This window comes from Arthrobacter sp. Bi26, assembly GCF_918697925.1.
Lineage (GTDB): Bacteria > Actinomycetota > Actinomycetes > Actinomycetales > Micrococcaceae > Arthrobacter.
In genome coordinates this window covers 1-13,467 of sequence record NZ_CAKKMF010000108.1, presented here as the reverse complement: position 1 = coordinate 13,467, position 13,467 = coordinate 1, and the positions used below count along the sequence as shown (strand labels likewise).

Genomic DNA, 13,467 nt, shown 5'->3' with positions numbered 1-13,467 from the left:
CTGGAGCACTTCGGCCGCTCCCCCGTCCGCGCCTCGCACCTGCACTTTATGGTGTCCGCCCCGGAGAAGCACACCCTGGTGACCCACATCTTCGTGAGGGGATGCGCCCACCTGGACAACGATTCGGTCTTCGGTGTGAAGGAATCCCTCATCAAGGACTTCGCCGCCCAGCCGCCGGGAACCCCCGCTCCCGACCGCCGTGACCTTGGCGAGCAATCGTGGACAAAGGCGCGCTTCGACGTCGTCCTGCCGCCCGCGGGCCCCCGCACCACCGAAGCTTTTTAGGAAGGAAGCCACCATGGAACTGCAGCACACGCATAAGGAGACCTTCGAGGACGGCCTGGCCATCCGCAAGGAGGTGCTCGGCGCCGCCCACGTGGAACGTTCCCTCGCCAACGTCAGCGAGTTTGGCCGGCCCATGCAGGAACTCGTCACCGAGTACTGCTGGGGCGCCGTCTGGAGCCGGGACGGGCTGGAACGCAAGACCCGGTCCATGCTCAACCTGGCCATGCTCACCGCCCTGAACCGCGGCCACGAGCTCTCTGTCCACGTGAAGGGGGCCATCAACAACGGCGTGACGCCGGAGGAGATCCAGGAAGTGCTGATGCAGACGGCCATCTACGTCGGCGTCCCGGCAGCACTCGAATCATTCCGCATCGCCGAAGCAACCCTGAAGGAAATGAATGTCACCGTATAAGCCCCGCATCGGCTTCATCGGCCTGGGCAATATGGGCACGCCCATGTCCCGCCGTCTGCTGGAAGCCGGCTACGCAGTGACCGGCACCGACCTCGCGGCCGCCAACAGGCAGCGCCTGGCAGAGGCCGGCGGCACCGCCGTCGAGACCGCCACCGAGGTGGCGGCCGGCTCCGATGTCCTCATCCTGATGCTTCCCAACTCTGACGTTGTGGAAACGGTCCTGCACGACGGCGGCGTGGCCGCGGCGCTGCCGCCGGCTGCGGTCATCGTGGACATGAGTTCCTCGGAGCCGCTGCGCACGCGGGCCCTCGCCGCGAAGCTCGCGGCTGACGGGCTGGCCCGCCTGGTGGATGCCCCTGTGTCCGGCGGCGTGGGCGGCGCCGAAAAAGGGACACTGACCATCATGACCGGCGGCGACCTGGACACTGTCGCGGAACTCGCCGACGTGCTGGCCGTCCTGGGCCGCGTCCGCCACACCGGCGCAGTGGGGTCAGGACACGCCCTCAAGGCCCTGAACAACCTGCTGTCCGCCACGCACCTGCTAGCCACCTCGGAGGCGATGGTGGCCGGCCAGGAGTTCGGGCTGGATCCGTCCACCATGCTGGAGGTCTTCAACGCCTCCAGTGGACGCAGCGGGTCCACAGAAAGCAAGTGGCCCAACTTCGTCCTGCCCGGCGGCTACGACTCCGGCTTCGGCCTGGGCCTGATGCTCAAGGACATGAGGATTGCCACGGACCTGGCGGACGGAATGGGTCGGCCCAGCCGGCTGGGAAGCCGCGCAGTGGATCTGTGGAGCGAAGCGTACGGCGAACTGAACCCCGGTGCCGACCACACGGAAATTGCGCGCTGGGTGGGACACACGTCCTGACCCTGAAATCGCCGTCGTCGGAAGTGTCCGGCAAGCAAAGTGCCGCCCGGAGAGCGTTATGCTCACCGGGCGGCACTTTGCTTATGTCTGATCAGTGGCTCAGGCCAAGTCAGTGGCCGTGGCTGATCACCTGGTCCAGCGGGGCCGGGCCCTTGGCCTCGAATTCGCGTGTCTGGCGTTTCGTTTCGGCCTCGTAGGTGTCAGTGTCCCCCCGGTGCCGGGCAATGAGCCGGCGCCGGGCCGACGGAGCAACATGGCACAGCCCGGGGACATCCGGGTTGTCGCGGCAATCGATCCCGCCGGCCGCCGGGGCCACGGCCCGCAGGCCCTGGCCGGTCAGCGCCAGGCCCCGGCTCGTATAACGGCGCCGGGCCTCCCCCTCGCAGGCGGGACAGGCCGTGGTTGCCGGGGCGGGAGTGTCCATGAAAAGTTCGACGTCGGCGCGGCAGCCGGTGCAGCGGTAGTCGAAGAGGAGGCGCGCCATCAGACGAGCTCTTTCAGGGGGCCGCCGAAGTCTTCCCAGTCCCTGGGATCGTGGGCGATCCAGACGGAGGCCGATTCCTCGTCGCGGATCCGTTTGAGGGACGCGATGGAGCGCCGGGCCTCGTCATGGTCCCAGTCGGAACCGTCCACGGCGCCCCATTCCATGGCTTCGCGCAGGTGCACCGTATCGCCGGTCAGCAGGATGTTCTGGCTGGGCAGCCGGACCAGCGCGCTGAGCTCACCAGGAGTGTGGCCCGGAGTGTGGTGGATGATGATGGCGCCGTCCCCGAACAGGTCCTGGCTGGGTGACTGGACGGTGGTCCAATCGAACTCCTTGACCTCGGCCGTGAGATCGGTGGGGTTAAAGAGGTGCGCCGATTCCGGGCCCGGGTTCGCGGCCCACTGGAATTCGCCGGGACCGGCGAAGAACTTGGCCTGGGGGAACAGGTACAGGCCGCCGGCATGGTCCGAGTGGGTATGGGACAGGACCACGTGCGTGATGTCCTCGGGACGGTAACCCAGCTTGGCGAGCTGGCGGTCGATCCGCTGTTCCGGGTTGGACACGATCATCGAGGTCTCCGGCCGGTCCCCGAAGACCAGGGCGGGGTCGTCGCACACCAGCGGGTTCATGCTGGTATCAAACAGGACCAGGCCCTGCTCGTGCTCAATCAGGTAGGCGGGCAGGGGAATGCGGACAGCCCCTTCGGCTCCGACCACCAGGTGTGCTGCGTCGATGTCCATCTTCGGGGCGTCCAGCCCCCACATGCGGATGTTGGCTGCCGGGTTCTTCCCGGTTGGTGCCGCCAGATGAGTAGCCTGCGTCATTGCGTGCTCCTAGGTGATGTTGTTCCCCGCCAGCCATTTCAGGACCGGTTCGAGGATCTCTTTGTTGTTGTTTTCGAAAATCAGGCCATGGCCGTTGCCAGCGATGCCCAGGCCTTCCAGCCGCAGGTGCGTTGCCGTGGCACCGGAGCGGTTAAGGAACTCGACGGTTTCGGCGTCGCCACCGGCACGCCCCGAGGCCGCCCCGGAGACCACCAACACCGGCAGGCCCTCAAGTGATCGGCCGCCGGCCAGCGGCACAGCTGTCAGCCCGTGTTCGAGGCTGCCCCGCGGTCCCAAATCCCTGAAGGGTGGGCCGAGGGGTTCGACGGTGACGATTCCCCGGACCCGTTGAGGGGAGCGGGACGCGGCAAGCCAACCGCCGGCGGCACCGGCGGAATGCGTGGCCAGCACGGCCGGACCTGCTTGTTCGAGCAAGTCCACGATGCGGCGCGCATCGAGTTCCTGGCCGAGCGCAGTGTCCGTCAGCATGCCCGACGAGGAGGCCACCAACCTGTCTAGTTCCGGCGAACCGGGCCGGCGGCCCCACGGCCAGGCGGAGTGTTCGGAGCCGGCACCCGGTATGGCATCGGAACCGGGCTCCGGCGCAAAAACTGCTCCGGCACCGGCGTAGTCCGGAAACCCGGTACGCCCGCCCAGCCGTGCAGGATCGTACGGTGACCGCCCGTGGCCGGGTCGGTCCAGGAGGTAGGCCGGGAACCCGGCATCCACCAGCCGCGGCGCCCAGCCCGGCGCGCTGTCGTCGATCCCCAGCCAGTCTGTGGACTGTCCGCCGCCGCCGTGCACCAAAACCCAAGGCGTCCTGGCGGTGCCGTCAGCCGGCGCCTCCCACTGGACCCAGGCGGGTCCCAACTGACAGGGACCGGCGTCGGACTGCTGGAGGTCTCCCGGGAGGAAGAAGCCGCCGGTCCGCACGGTCCGCGCTGTTTTGTTCAGGTGCGGGGCGCCCGGCTCAGTGGACCACAGCTGAGCGGCGCCCGGACACGGACCCGTCGTCGTGGGCATACGGGACCTACGCCGACACGGCGGGCGTCAGCCGCACGGGAACATGATCATGTCCGAAGGCCTGGTAGTTGACGGTCTTGCGCGGTTCCCCGGTGAGCTCGATCTTCTCGATCCGCTCCACCATGGCGCGCAGCAGCGTGCGGGCTTCGAGCCGGGCCACCTGGTTGCCGGCGCACGTGTGGATCCCGAACCCGAAGGACAGGTGCGCGTTTTTGAGGTCGCGGTCTACGTGGAACTCGTCCGGGGCGTCGTACTGGCGCGGATCCCGCCCCGCGCCCAGCCACATGGTGAGGATCTTGGCGCCTTCCGGAATGCGGACGCCTCCCAGCACCGTCTCTTTGGTGGCCCAGCGTCCGCCGTAGCGTGAGGCGGGATAGAGACGGATGGCTTCCTCCCAGGCGTTGTCCACCAGGCCCGGGTTCTCACGCAGCTTCTGCCATTCCCCGGGGTTGTCCGCGAAGGCGCGGATCATCGAGGCGATCGACGCGGTGGTGGTGTCGAAACCCGCGGCGAAGATGGATTTGAGGATCTGCTGGGCGGTGTGCTCGGAGATCTTGCCCTCGTCCGCCATGGAGTAGAGCTGCCAGCCGATGCCGCCGTCGGCCTGCACGTCGCGCGCGGTGTTGGATTCAACCCATTCCATGGCCTCGGTGCCGCTGGCGAGCTTGGCGGCCTGCAGGTCGCTGGGCGGACCGAAGACGTTGAAGACGGCGTCGCCGAACTTCAGCAGCAGCTCGCGTCCCTCCTCCGGGAGGCCCAGGACGTCCGGGAAGACCTTGAGGACGTACTTCACGGACAGGTCGGTGTACGCGTTGATCTCCGCCGGTCCGTCCGCCAGGAGATTATCGATGAGCCGTTCGGCCTCGGCCTTGAAGTAGGTGGACATCTTGGCGAGGTTCTCGGCGTCGAACACCTTGAACACGGCCGCTTTCGATGCCGTGTGCTCCGGCGGATCCTCCAGGATCAGGGTGCGCGGCCGGAATGCCGACGGCGCGTAGAACGGCCGGTCCGTGGACGAAAAGGTACGCCAGTCGCGCAGCGCCTTCTGGATCTCGGCGTAGCGGGTGATGGCGTAGTAGCCATACTTCTCCATGTAGACCACGGGAGCGATCTCGCGCTGTTCCCCGTCGAACGTGTGCACGTCCTGCAGCGTTTCGAGCGAGAATGCATCGTAGCCGGAGACCGGTGCCTCGATGACCTCGGGGAGGATGTTCGTTTCAGTCATGTCTGTTCCTCGTTGAACGGTAGTGGGGGATTATTTTCCGGCCTGGCGTGCCGGCGGCGGGGTGCCTGTGGCCATCCAGTCCAGCCGCCGCTGCACGCCGGCCTGGGCCATCTCCGGGTGCGTCAGGACGAAGAAGGTGTTGGTGCGGATGGCGTCAAGTACCTGCCCGGCCACCTCTGCCGGGTCCATCCCCACCTCGGCGGTGGTGGCCGCCAGCCGCTCCATGACCGCCAGCCTCCCGGGCTCGGCAGCCAAGGGCACATCGGCAGGGCGGTTCCGCTCGGCGTCGACCATCCGCGTCCTGACCGGGCCCGGCGCCAGCAGCGAAACACCCACGGGGCTGCCGGCAGTGCGCAGTTCCACCTCGAGCGATTCGCTCATGCCCAGCACGGCGAACTTGGAGGCGCAGTACGGCGTCATGGTCGCCGTGCCGGAACTGAACGCAGCCACGGAGGCGGTGTTGACGATGTGTCCTCCGCCGCCGGCCTCCAGGAGGGGCAGGAACACCCGGCAGCCGTTGAGGACGCCGAAGAAGTTCACATCCATCACCCAGCGCCACGCCTCTTCCGGAATACTCAGGAAGCTGCCACCCGTTTCCACGCCCGCGTTGTTGCAGACGACGTCGATCCGGCCGTAAGTGCCCAGCACCGCCTCGGCGAGCGCCTCAAGGTCCCCGACGCTGCGGACGTCTGTCCGCTGGCCCATCACGTCACCGAAGGCGGAGAGTTCCCGCACGGCGGTGTCCAGTGCTGCCTGTTCGACGTCGGCAATGGCAACGCGCATGCCTTCTTCCAGGAAGCGCCGTGCCATGGCGAAGCCGATGCCGCTTGCGCCGCCGGTGACCACGGCAGTCTTACCGCTGAACTCGGTGATGCCCGCCATCGCTACCACGTTCCAATCAGGGAACGGGTTTCCAGGCTCTTGGGGAACATCAGGCGCTTGACCACGGCATCCTCATCCAGTGGGAGCTGCCGGAGCACGGCCAGGTCTTCTTCCAGCCGGGCCTCATCAGAAGAGTGGTACACAAGCCGCTTGTTGTTGCTCGCGGCGGGATTCACGATGTCGACGAAGACGCGGCGCCGCTCTGCGGCGTATTCGTCCAATACCGATTCCGGAGCCGTGCCCTTGACGACGGCGGCCAGCGCCTCGGACAGCACGTAGGTGTCGAAGAGCCCGCTGGTCAGTCCAAGCCCGCCGGTGGGGTTGGTGGCATGCGCCGCGTCGCCGGCCAGCAGCACCCGCCCGGCACGGAACGTTGCCGCCGCCCGCTGGTGCATGCTGTACGGCGAGTAGGCGTCCACCACCACGTTTTGGGGATCGCGCACAATGGAGGCGAAGAAGTCCGGCATGCGCTCTTCGATTCCGCCTTCCGGCAGTGCTGCGTCCTCGCAGTACGTGTAGCGCCACAGCCCGGTGTCGCCGCTGTTGTCGATTTTGGTGATGATGGCGCCGAAGCGGTCATCGATCAGCATGGTGGTCTGGCTGTAGCCGGCGGCTTCGAAGGGGTAGCGGATGTTCGTGGCAACAAAGCGTTCAGGCCAGGTGATGCCTTCAAAGGCGATCTCCTGGCTTTCGCGGACCTTGCTGCGGGCGCCGTCGGCGCCGATCAGCCAGGAACCGTCAACCGTGGTGGTTCCCTGCGGGGTGGCGAAGTGTGCCGTGACGGAGTCCGGCCCCTGGTCCATGCCGGTGAACTTGTGGTCCCAGAGCACTTCGGCGTGGGGGAAACGGGCCAGGTGTTCAAGGGCGATTTCCACCAGGGCGTTCTGGCCGAGGTGCAGGTTGTAGGGGTGTTTGACGCGTCCTTCGAGCGATCTGAGCCCGTAGTTGATCTCTTCACCTGTCTTGTGCACCTTGTAGGTGTAGTCCTGCTTCAGGAAGCCGCGGGCCACGGCGTCCTCGAATAGCCCGAGGCGCTCCAGCCCGTCCAGGACGGACCAGTGGTAGACCATGGCGCGGGGCGCGTTGGCCACGGTACTGGCCCGTTCGAAGACGCGGACGGGAACCCCGGCCCTTGCCAGGCCCAGGGCGTTGAGGATGCCCACGGGTCCGGCACCGACAATAAGGACGGGTTTCTGCTGTTCAGGTTTCTGCTGTTCGGGTTTCTGCTGTTCAGTGCGCACTATGTGTCTCCGGGCTTTCTAGAGTTCGAGTTCGAGGACGTCGGACTTGGACCGCGAGACGCAGATCATCATCATCTCGTTGGCCGCTTTTTCCTCGTCACTGAGGACGGAGTCGCGGTGGTCGGCCTCGCCGCTGAGGATGCGGGTCTCGCAGGTGCCGCAGGTGCCTTCCATGCAGGAAAAGATGACCGGCGCGCCGGCTTCCTCGGCCACCTCCACGATGCTGCGGCCTGGAGGCACTTCGAGTTCCATGCCGCTGAGGGCGAGTTTGACCCGGAATGAAATGGCCGGGGCCATGGCCGCCGCAGGGTCCTTGGGGGCGAAGCGTTCGAGGTGCAGGGTTCCGGCGGGCCACCCGGCGCAGATTCCTTCGAGGGCGCGCAGCAGGCCTTCGGGGCCGCAGGCGTAGACCTTGACGCCGTCCCGCGGCTTTCCCAGCAAGGCGCCGAGGTCCGGGAAACCGAACTCGTCGTCGGGGTGGATGTCGATCTTGCCGGGGTACTTGGCTGCGAGTTCCTGCCAGAAGGCCATGGAGGATCGCGAGCGCCCCATGTAGGTCAGCTTCCAGCGGGCTCCGCGCCGTTCGGCCTCGTCCAGCATGGGCATCATGGGCGTGACGCCGATACCGGCGGCGAGGAAGTGGTATTCCGGCGATTCCACCAGTTCGAAGTTGTTCCGGGGTCCGGAGACCTCCAGGTTGTCGTCCTCGGCCAGGCCGGTGTGCACGTAGCTGGATCCGCCGCGGCTGGTGGGGTCGTTCAGGATCCCGAGGCGGTAGCTGGAGTTGTCGTCCGGGTTCCCGCAGAGGGAGTACTGGCGGGACAGCCCGGACGGCAGGTGCAGCTCGATGTGGGCGCCTGGCTGCCACCCAGGGAGGGCGGCCCCGTCCGGATGGACCAGCTCAAGTTCCACAACGCAGTCGGACGCGGACCGCTTGCTCCGGACCTGGAGTGGCTGGCGGGTGAGCGTGGCAGGCGTCCTCAGCATGGTTTCCGATGTCATGGTGGTTGTCCTTTACTTCTCGAAGCGGATGGGCACGGAGGTCCAGCCGGTGCGCAGCGGCCTGCCGTTGGATACCGGCTGGCCGGAAAGTTCAAAGTTGCTGGTCTTGGCCAGGATCTGCCGGAGCATCCCCTGGAGCTCGGCGCGGGCAATCGGCGAGCCCATGCACTGGTGCGGGCCGTGCCCGAACGTCAGGTGCGGGTTGGGCGAGCGGTCCGCGATGTACTCGTTGCCCCGGACGAACTTGTCTTCGTCACGGTTGGCCGAAAACACGTTGAGGCCCACCTTGGCGCCTTCGGGAATGACCGCACCGAAGGCTTGGACGTCCTTGGTGGCCTTCCGGCCGGTGTGGTGCAGGGGCGGCGCGAGGCGCAGGATTTCCTCGATGGCGGAGTCCACGAGCTCGGGCCGGCGGCGCAGGTCGGCCTGGTCTTCCGGGTGGCTGCCGAGGTAGGACAGGATGGACCCGATCGCCGCGGTGGTGGTGTCCGCGCCTGCCGAGAAGATCTGCACACCGATGGCGACGGCTTCCTCCTGCGTCACGGGCCTGCCTTCGGGCATCAGTTCCAGCACACCGGACATGATGTCGATGGCAGGATCCTGCGGGTTGGCCCGACGGTCCTCGATGAGGGCCTCCACCGTCGGGTTCCAGAGACTCTTGTTGATTTCCCGCATTGCTGCGATGTCGTGGCGGACGGCGTCGGCTTTGGCCAGGCTCACGGCCATGGTCTCCCACGCATCGTCCGGGAGCAGCAGGAACCTGGCGAGGACCTGCTGGGGAACGATGATGCCGAACTGTTCGATCATGTCCGCTTCACCGGCCTCGATCAGCGGGTCCAGGTTCTTGGCCACTAGGTCTTCGATATCCGGCACCAGCAGCGCCACCCGTTCGGGGGTGAAGTACTGTGCCAGGAACTTCCGGAAGAACGTGTGGGTGGGCGGATTTTCCTGGATGGGGATGGACCGCATGAACTCGGGGAACTCCAGGAACGGCTGGCCGCTGGTGTAAGTGCGCCAGTCCCGCGAGCCCTTCTGGACGTCGGCGTAGCGCATGTATCCATAGAAACCGTCGTAGTCGCTGGTGAAGGCCAGCGGCCGCTCGGCGCGCAGCCTGGTGTACTCTGCCGGGTAGTCGGTCACCGTTATGGGGTTCCAGTCATCGTTGGGGATCCGGGTATCGGCATCAACGCTCACGATGCAGCCTCCTTGCTTTCCTCGTGTGATAGGTATCACTGCTTGTTCCCCACCGTAAGGCGGCCAAGGCGCCTCAGTCATATGTTTCATGGAACTCACACGGCGCAGGTATACACTTTGAATATGGACATTCGGCACATTCGATACTTTCTGGAGATCACCCGGCAAGGGTCCATCTCCAAGGCGGCCAAGGTGCTGCAGATGACCCAGCCGCCGCTGAGCGCCGCCCTGAAGAACCTCGAAGAGGAACTCGGAGTCAAGCTCCTGGAACGGACCGCGCGCGGGATTGTGCCCACCAACGCCGGTGAACTCCTGGTGCAAAAAGGCAGCCGGCTCGTGGACGAAACCGACCAGCTCGCCCGTGAGCTCAGCCGCCAGGGAAAGGGGCTCAGCGGCACTCTTCACCTCGCGGTCATTCTGCCGTTCGCCTGGGCCTACCTGCCCCGGGTCCTGGCACGCTTCCGCGAACTGTCGCCCCACGCGGACGTCACCCTGAGCGACGTCGAACCTGGCACGGTGATTGAGGGCGTCCGCTCCGGCGCCCTGGACGTGGCCATTGTTGCCACGGGAGCGCCGGACCGGCTGCGCACCATGTACCAGGACGACGTGGTGATTGAACCGATCTCCAAGATGTCCCTGTCCTCGGTGCTGCCCACCCGCTTTCGGGATGCACCCAAGCCGGTGGCCCTGACAGACCTGATGGATGAGACCTGGCTCCTGCCCGCGCCGAACATCCGCGTGCCAGGCATCACCGAACTACTGGTTGACTACTGGCTGGAGAACGGCCTGTCCATGCCGCGGCTCAAGACGGTCACCAGCCTGCAGACCACGCTCCCGCTCGTTGCGGCCGACATGGGCATCAGCATCATGCCCCCGGAGATCCAGCAGATCGCCAAGACCACCGTGGTGACCCGCCAGCTGGAGCCGCCCCTGCCGCCGCTGCATGCCGTGGCGGTATGGAGTGCCCAGCGCGAGCTGACCGAGGTTGCCGCAACCTTCGCCGAGGTGCTCCTGGGTCCCCGTGCAAAGAGTGTGCGGATGAGGACCGGCCCCGAGGCGCACTGACGCCACTCCCCCGCAGGTCCCATCAGGACGGCCGCATCAGGACGGCCGCATCAGGCAGGCCCCAGGAACACCGGATCCATTTCCTCACCGGCCGCATACTGGCCGTTGAAAAGGTCGACGGCGGCCGGCGCCAATTGTGCCGGCAGTTCAGTCCAGTCCGTCCCGGCAGCCTCCGGTCCTGCAACCTGCGTTCCGGCAACCTTTGGGACGGCCAGCCGGAGGAGCTCCAGCCGGGCACCGCTGCCGGGCGCCTGCCCCGGGTCCGCAACGCTCAGGACGGCGCCCTCGGCATCGAATTCGAGCCACGGGTCCGCCACAAACAGGCTCATCATGCCGTGGTGGCCGCTGAGCCGCACCTGGCCGCGGAACCTGCGGATGCCCGCTGTTCCAATGCCCGCCGGCGTCGGATCCTCTGCTGTTCGAGGATCCGCCGGTGACCCTGCCTCACCGGCCGGCCCGCCGCCGTCGGGCGCAAACTGGAAGTAGCTCCCGCTGACGATGGATGCCCCGGAATCTGCTGAGACGCTCCCGTCGGGAAGGCGTGACAGGTAACTGATGAAGGTCCGTTTGATACCCCAGCGAAGCACCGGGGCATCACACGGGAGCTGCTCCATTCCCATGGCTCAGAGTCCGAGCTTCAGCGGGCAGCCGCCCTGGGACCGGGAGACGCAGATGAACATGCTCTCGCAGCTGGCCTTCTCGTCGTCCGTCAGGATGGAGTCCCGATGGTCGGGAGTACCCGAGATGACCGGGGTTTCACAGGTGCCGCACGTCCCCTCGCTGCACGATGACAGGGCCGGGAGCCCGGCCGCCTGGGCGACTTCGAGGATGGATTTATCTGCCGGGATGGTGAGCGTCACGCCGCTGTCCGCGAATTCGACCTCGAAGGCAACGTCGCCGCTGGCATCGATCTTCTTCGGCACGAAGCGCTCCACGTGCAGGCTGCCCGCGGGCCAGTGCGCCGAGGCGCCTTCGACGACGTTCAGCAGCGGCTCCGGGCCGCAGCAGTAGATCAGGGTGTCAGGCCGGACGTCCAACAAGCAGGCAGCGAAGTCCACCCGGCCGTCGGTGTCTTCCGGGACGAGCCGCACCCGGTCACCGAATTCTGCGAGCTCGTCCAGGAAGGCCATGGTGGCCCGTGACCGGCCGCCGTACACGAGGCTCCAGTCGGCGCCTTCCTCTTCGGCCTGGGCCACCATGGCCAGGATCGGGGTGATTCCGATTCCGCCGGCGATAAAGACATAGTTCGGGGACGGCTGGAGCACAAAGTTGTTGCGCGGCTGGCTGACGGTCAGCGTCGATCCGGCCTCCACGGTGGTGTGGATGGCCAGCGATCCGCCGCGCCCGTTGGCTTCCTTGAGCACACCGATGCGCCAGCTGGACTGGTCCCCGCCGGGCGAGCAGAGCGAGTACTGCCTGACATGCCCGTCAACGTGGACATCGATATGTGCACCGGGGTGCCAGGTGGGCAGCGGGCGGCCGGCCGGGTCCACGAGTGTCAGGGATGCGACGCCGTCGGATTCCTCCCGGCGTTCCCGCACCGTCAGTTCCAGGGTGGCCGTCGGGTCCGCGGGAAGCTCGACGGCGTGCTGCGCCGCCTTGGGTGCCACGTCCCACTGCACCTCAAGGCTCCGGCGGACCGGCAGCAGCGCGAACCGGATGAAGTCCAGGCCCCAGTCCTTGGCGGGACGCAGGCTGGGCAGGCGTTCGAAGAGCACCTTCAGGCCGGTGGATCCCTGGGCGCGGGCCAGTGGCTGGCCCAGGCAGGTGTGCCTTCCCTTGGTGAACGCCAGGTGGTCCCGGGCGTCCTCGCGGTGGATATCGAACTCGAAGGGCCGGTCGTAGTATTCCGGGTCCGTATTAACACTGGCCAGGGCGATCCAGATCATATCGCCGGCCTTGATGTGGGCGTCCCCGATGGTGACATCCACGTTGGCCCGGCGGGACGCGAACGTCGACGACGGGCGGCGCCGCACGGTCTCGTCAAAGACCCGCTGCCAGAGCGCGGGGTCGTCCAGGGCGTCGGTGAGCGCGGCCGGTGTTTCGTTGAGGAAGATGACCGCGTTGGCCATGGCCTGGGCGGTGGTATCGGTGCCGGCGGCGGCGAATTCACTCAGGTGCAGGGCGATTTGCTCCTCGGACAGGGACCAGTTGCCTTCCCTGTCCTTGTCCCGGGCCATGACGGAGATGACGTCGTCAGCATGGCTGTCCCGCCGTTCGCGGACAATGCCGCGCAGGGTCAGCTGGGCCGTGACATAGCTGTCCCATACTTCCGAGCGGCGCGGTTCTTCAAGCTTTTCCTGGGCGCTGGCGAGCACCTGGAAGAAGTCGTCTCGGAGGCCGCGCATCATGGAATCGAATTCCGGGCCGAGACCCATCAGGGCGAGGAGCGTCTGCGTGGTGAGCTCCAGGCAGTAGGCGTCCATCAGGTTGGCGTGACCCTCCGCCTCGAACCGGTCAATGATGCGGTGGGCGCGGGTTTCGATCTCGGGCCGAAGGGCTTCCATCCGTTCCTGCAGGAAGGCCTTCTGGGCTACGCGCCGGGCCACGGTGTGCCCTGAAGGGTCAGAACCTACCAGGATCCGGGAGATCAGCTCGGCTGGCATGATTTCCTGATAGGCCTCGGGGACCGGGATCAGCCCGCCGTTGCTGGCGCTGGAGAACTTCTGCCAGTCGGGCAGGATGGTTTCCGCGTCGGCGCGGCGGGTGATGATCCACGCGTTCAGGTACGGGTAGAAGAAGGCAGGCTTGCCCTCGCGGACGTCAGCGAAATGCCGGCCCGGATCGCGGTAGTAGTCGTCGCCCATGGCGTCGAAGCCGGGGGCCAGCGGACCGGGGTGGGCAGGGGCGATCGTGTTGATGGACATGGTGTGCTCCAGGAGGAAGGGGTGTCAGAGGACCGCGGACGCGGCGATGGTGGAGAGTTTCTGGAAGCGCAGGACATTGTCGCCCTCGTCCATGA

The 13,467-nt window shown here is 66.6% G+C and carries 13 protein-coding genes and 1 pseudogene; 4 read left to right on the top strand and 10 right to left on the bottom strand.

Features of this window, described 5'->3' with window-relative positions; all coding sequences use genetic code 11:
• From LQV16_RS20675 to LQV16_RS20665, 3 genes and pseudogenes are all read left to right on the top strand, one after another.
• Window positions 1-285 (top strand): annotated as a pseudogene (locus LQV16_RS20675) (hydroxyquinol 1,2-dioxygenase); the annotation flags it as partial.
• Window positions 286-298: 13 nt separating this feature from the next.
• Window positions 299-697: a 4-carboxymuconolactone decarboxylase gene (gene pcaC / locus LQV16_RS20670; protein ID WP_229995735.1), complete on the top strand. Its 399-nt coding sequence runs from the start codon at window positions 299-301 to the stop codon at window positions 695-697.
• Complete coding sequence (locus LQV16_RS20665) at window positions 684-1,565, top strand: NAD(P)-dependent oxidoreductase (RefSeq protein WP_229995734.1); 882 nt, start codon at window positions 684-686, stop codon at window positions 1,563-1,565. The genes pcaC and LQV16_RS20665 overlap by 14 nt, the downstream gene beginning before the upstream one ends.
• Window positions 1,566-1,674: 109 nt before the next feature.
• Here LQV16_RS20665 and LQV16_RS20660 read toward each other — a convergent pair whose 3' ends face one another.
• Genes LQV16_RS20660 through LQV16_RS20625 form a run of 8 tightly spaced genes read right to left on the bottom strand, consistent with a single transcriptional unit; the run spans window position 1,675 to window position 9,440 of the window.
• Window positions 1,675-2,049 (bottom strand): FmdB family zinc ribbon protein, encoded by a 375-nt coding sequence (locus LQV16_RS20660; RefSeq protein ID WP_229995733.1) that lies wholly within the window; start codon window positions 2,047-2,049, stop codon window positions 1,675-1,677.
• On the bottom strand, window positions 2,049-2,873 hold the full coding sequence (locus tag LQV16_RS20655; RefSeq protein WP_229995732.1) for an N-acyl homoserine lactonase family protein: 825 nt from the start codon (window positions 2,871-2,873) through the stop codon (window positions 2,049-2,051). Before LQV16_RS20655 ends, LQV16_RS20660 begins: the two co-directional genes overlap by 1 nt.
• A 9-nt stretch (window positions 2,874-2,882) precedes the next feature.
• On the bottom strand, window positions 2,883-3,896 hold the full coding sequence (locus LQV16_RS20650; protein WP_229995731.1) for an alpha/beta fold hydrolase: 1,014 nt from the start codon (window positions 3,894-3,896) through the stop codon (window positions 2,883-2,885).
• A gap of 7 nt (window positions 3,897-3,903) precedes the next feature.
• On the bottom strand, window positions 3,904-5,121 hold the full coding sequence (locus LQV16_RS20645; protein ID WP_229995730.1) for a cytochrome P450: 1,218 nt from the start codon (window positions 5,119-5,121) through the stop codon (window positions 3,904-3,906).
• A 30-nt stretch (window positions 5,122-5,151) separates the two neighbouring features.
• Window positions 5,152-6,003: an SDR family NAD(P)-dependent oxidoreductase gene (locus LQV16_RS20640; protein ID WP_229995729.1), complete on the bottom strand. Its 852-nt coding sequence runs from the start codon at window positions 6,001-6,003 to the stop codon at window positions 5,152-5,154.
• A 2-nt stretch (window positions 6,004-6,005) separates the two neighbouring features.
• A complete protein-coding gene (locus LQV16_RS20635; protein ID WP_229995728.1) occupies window positions 6,006-7,244 on the bottom strand; it encodes an FAD-dependent monooxygenase in 1,239 nt (412 codons plus the stop codon).
• A gap of 18 nt (window positions 7,245-7,262) precedes the next feature.
• Entirely contained in the window at window positions 7,263-8,246 is a 984-nt protein-coding gene (locus LQV16_RS20630; protein WP_229995727.1) for a PDR/VanB family oxidoreductase, read from the bottom strand.
• A 12-nt stretch (window positions 8,247-8,258) separates the two neighbouring features.
• Entirely contained in the window at window positions 8,259-9,440 is a 1,182-nt protein-coding gene (locus LQV16_RS20625) for a cytochrome P450 (RefSeq protein WP_229995726.1), read from the bottom strand.
• 123 nt (window positions 9,441-9,563) lie between these two features.
• On the opposite strand from LQV16_RS20625, the gene LQV16_RS20620 reads away from it, so the two are divergent.
• Window positions 9,564-10,505, top strand: a complete 942-nt coding sequence (locus tag LQV16_RS20620) for a LysR family transcriptional regulator (RefSeq protein WP_229995725.1) — start codon at window positions 9,564-9,566, stop codon at window positions 10,503-10,505.
• Window positions 10,506-10,555: 50 nt separating this feature from the next.
• On the opposite strand, the gene LQV16_RS20615 is transcribed toward LQV16_RS20620, so the two are convergent.
• Complete coding sequence (locus LQV16_RS20615) at window positions 10,556-11,125, bottom strand: HtaA domain-containing protein (RefSeq protein ID WP_229995724.1); 570 nt, start codon at window positions 11,123-11,125, stop codon at window positions 10,556-10,558.
• Window positions 11,126-11,128: 3 nt separating this feature from the next.
• Window positions 11,129-13,372, bottom strand: a complete 2,244-nt coding sequence (locus LQV16_RS20610; protein WP_229995723.1) for a cytochrome P450 — start codon at window positions 13,370-13,372, stop codon at window positions 11,129-11,131.
• Between the last annotated feature and the right edge of the window lie 95 nt (window positions 13,373-13,467).

Bases quoted from the DNA above. Each gene is read 5' to 3' on its own strand.
- pcaC (WP_229995735.1), top strand. From the start codon at position 299: ATGGAACTGCAGCACACGCATAAGGAGACCTTCGAGGACGGCCTGGCC.
- LQV16_RS20665 (WP_229995734.1), top strand. From the start codon at position 684: ATGTCACCGTATAAGCCCCGCATCGGCTTCATCGGCCTGGGCAATATG.
- LQV16_RS20660 (WP_229995733.1), bottom strand. From the start codon at position 2,049: ATGGCGCGCCTCCTCTTCGACTACCGCTGCACCGGCTGCCGCGCCGAC.
- LQV16_RS20655 (WP_229995732.1), bottom strand. From the start codon at position 2,873: ATGACGCAGGCTACTCATCTGGCGGCACCAACCGGGAAGAACCCGGCA.
- LQV16_RS20650 (WP_229995731.1), bottom strand. From the start codon at position 3,896: ATGCCCACGACGACGGGTCCGTGTCCGGGCGCCGCTCAGCTGTGGTCC.
- LQV16_RS20645 (WP_229995730.1), bottom strand. From the start codon at position 5,121: ATGACTGAAACGAACATCCTCCCCGAGGTCATCGAGGCACCGGTCTCC.
- LQV16_RS20640 (WP_229995729.1), bottom strand. From the start codon at position 6,003: ATGGCGGGCATCACCGAGTTCAGCGGTAAGACTGCCGTGGTCACCGGC.
- LQV16_RS20630 (WP_229995727.1), bottom strand. From the start codon at position 8,246: ATGACATCGGAAACCATGCTGAGGACGCCTGCCACGCTCACCCGCCAG.
- LQV16_RS20620 (WP_229995725.1), top strand. From the start codon at position 9,564: ATGGACATTCGGCACATTCGATACTTTCTGGAGATCACCCGGCAAGGG.
- LQV16_RS20615 (WP_229995724.1), bottom strand. From the start codon at position 11,125: ATGGGAATGGAGCAGCTCCCGTGTGATGCCCCGGTGCTTCGCTGGGGT.
- LQV16_RS20610 (WP_229995723.1), bottom strand. From the start codon at position 13,372: ATGTCCATCAACACGATCGCCCCTGCCCACCCCGGTCCGCTGGCCCCC.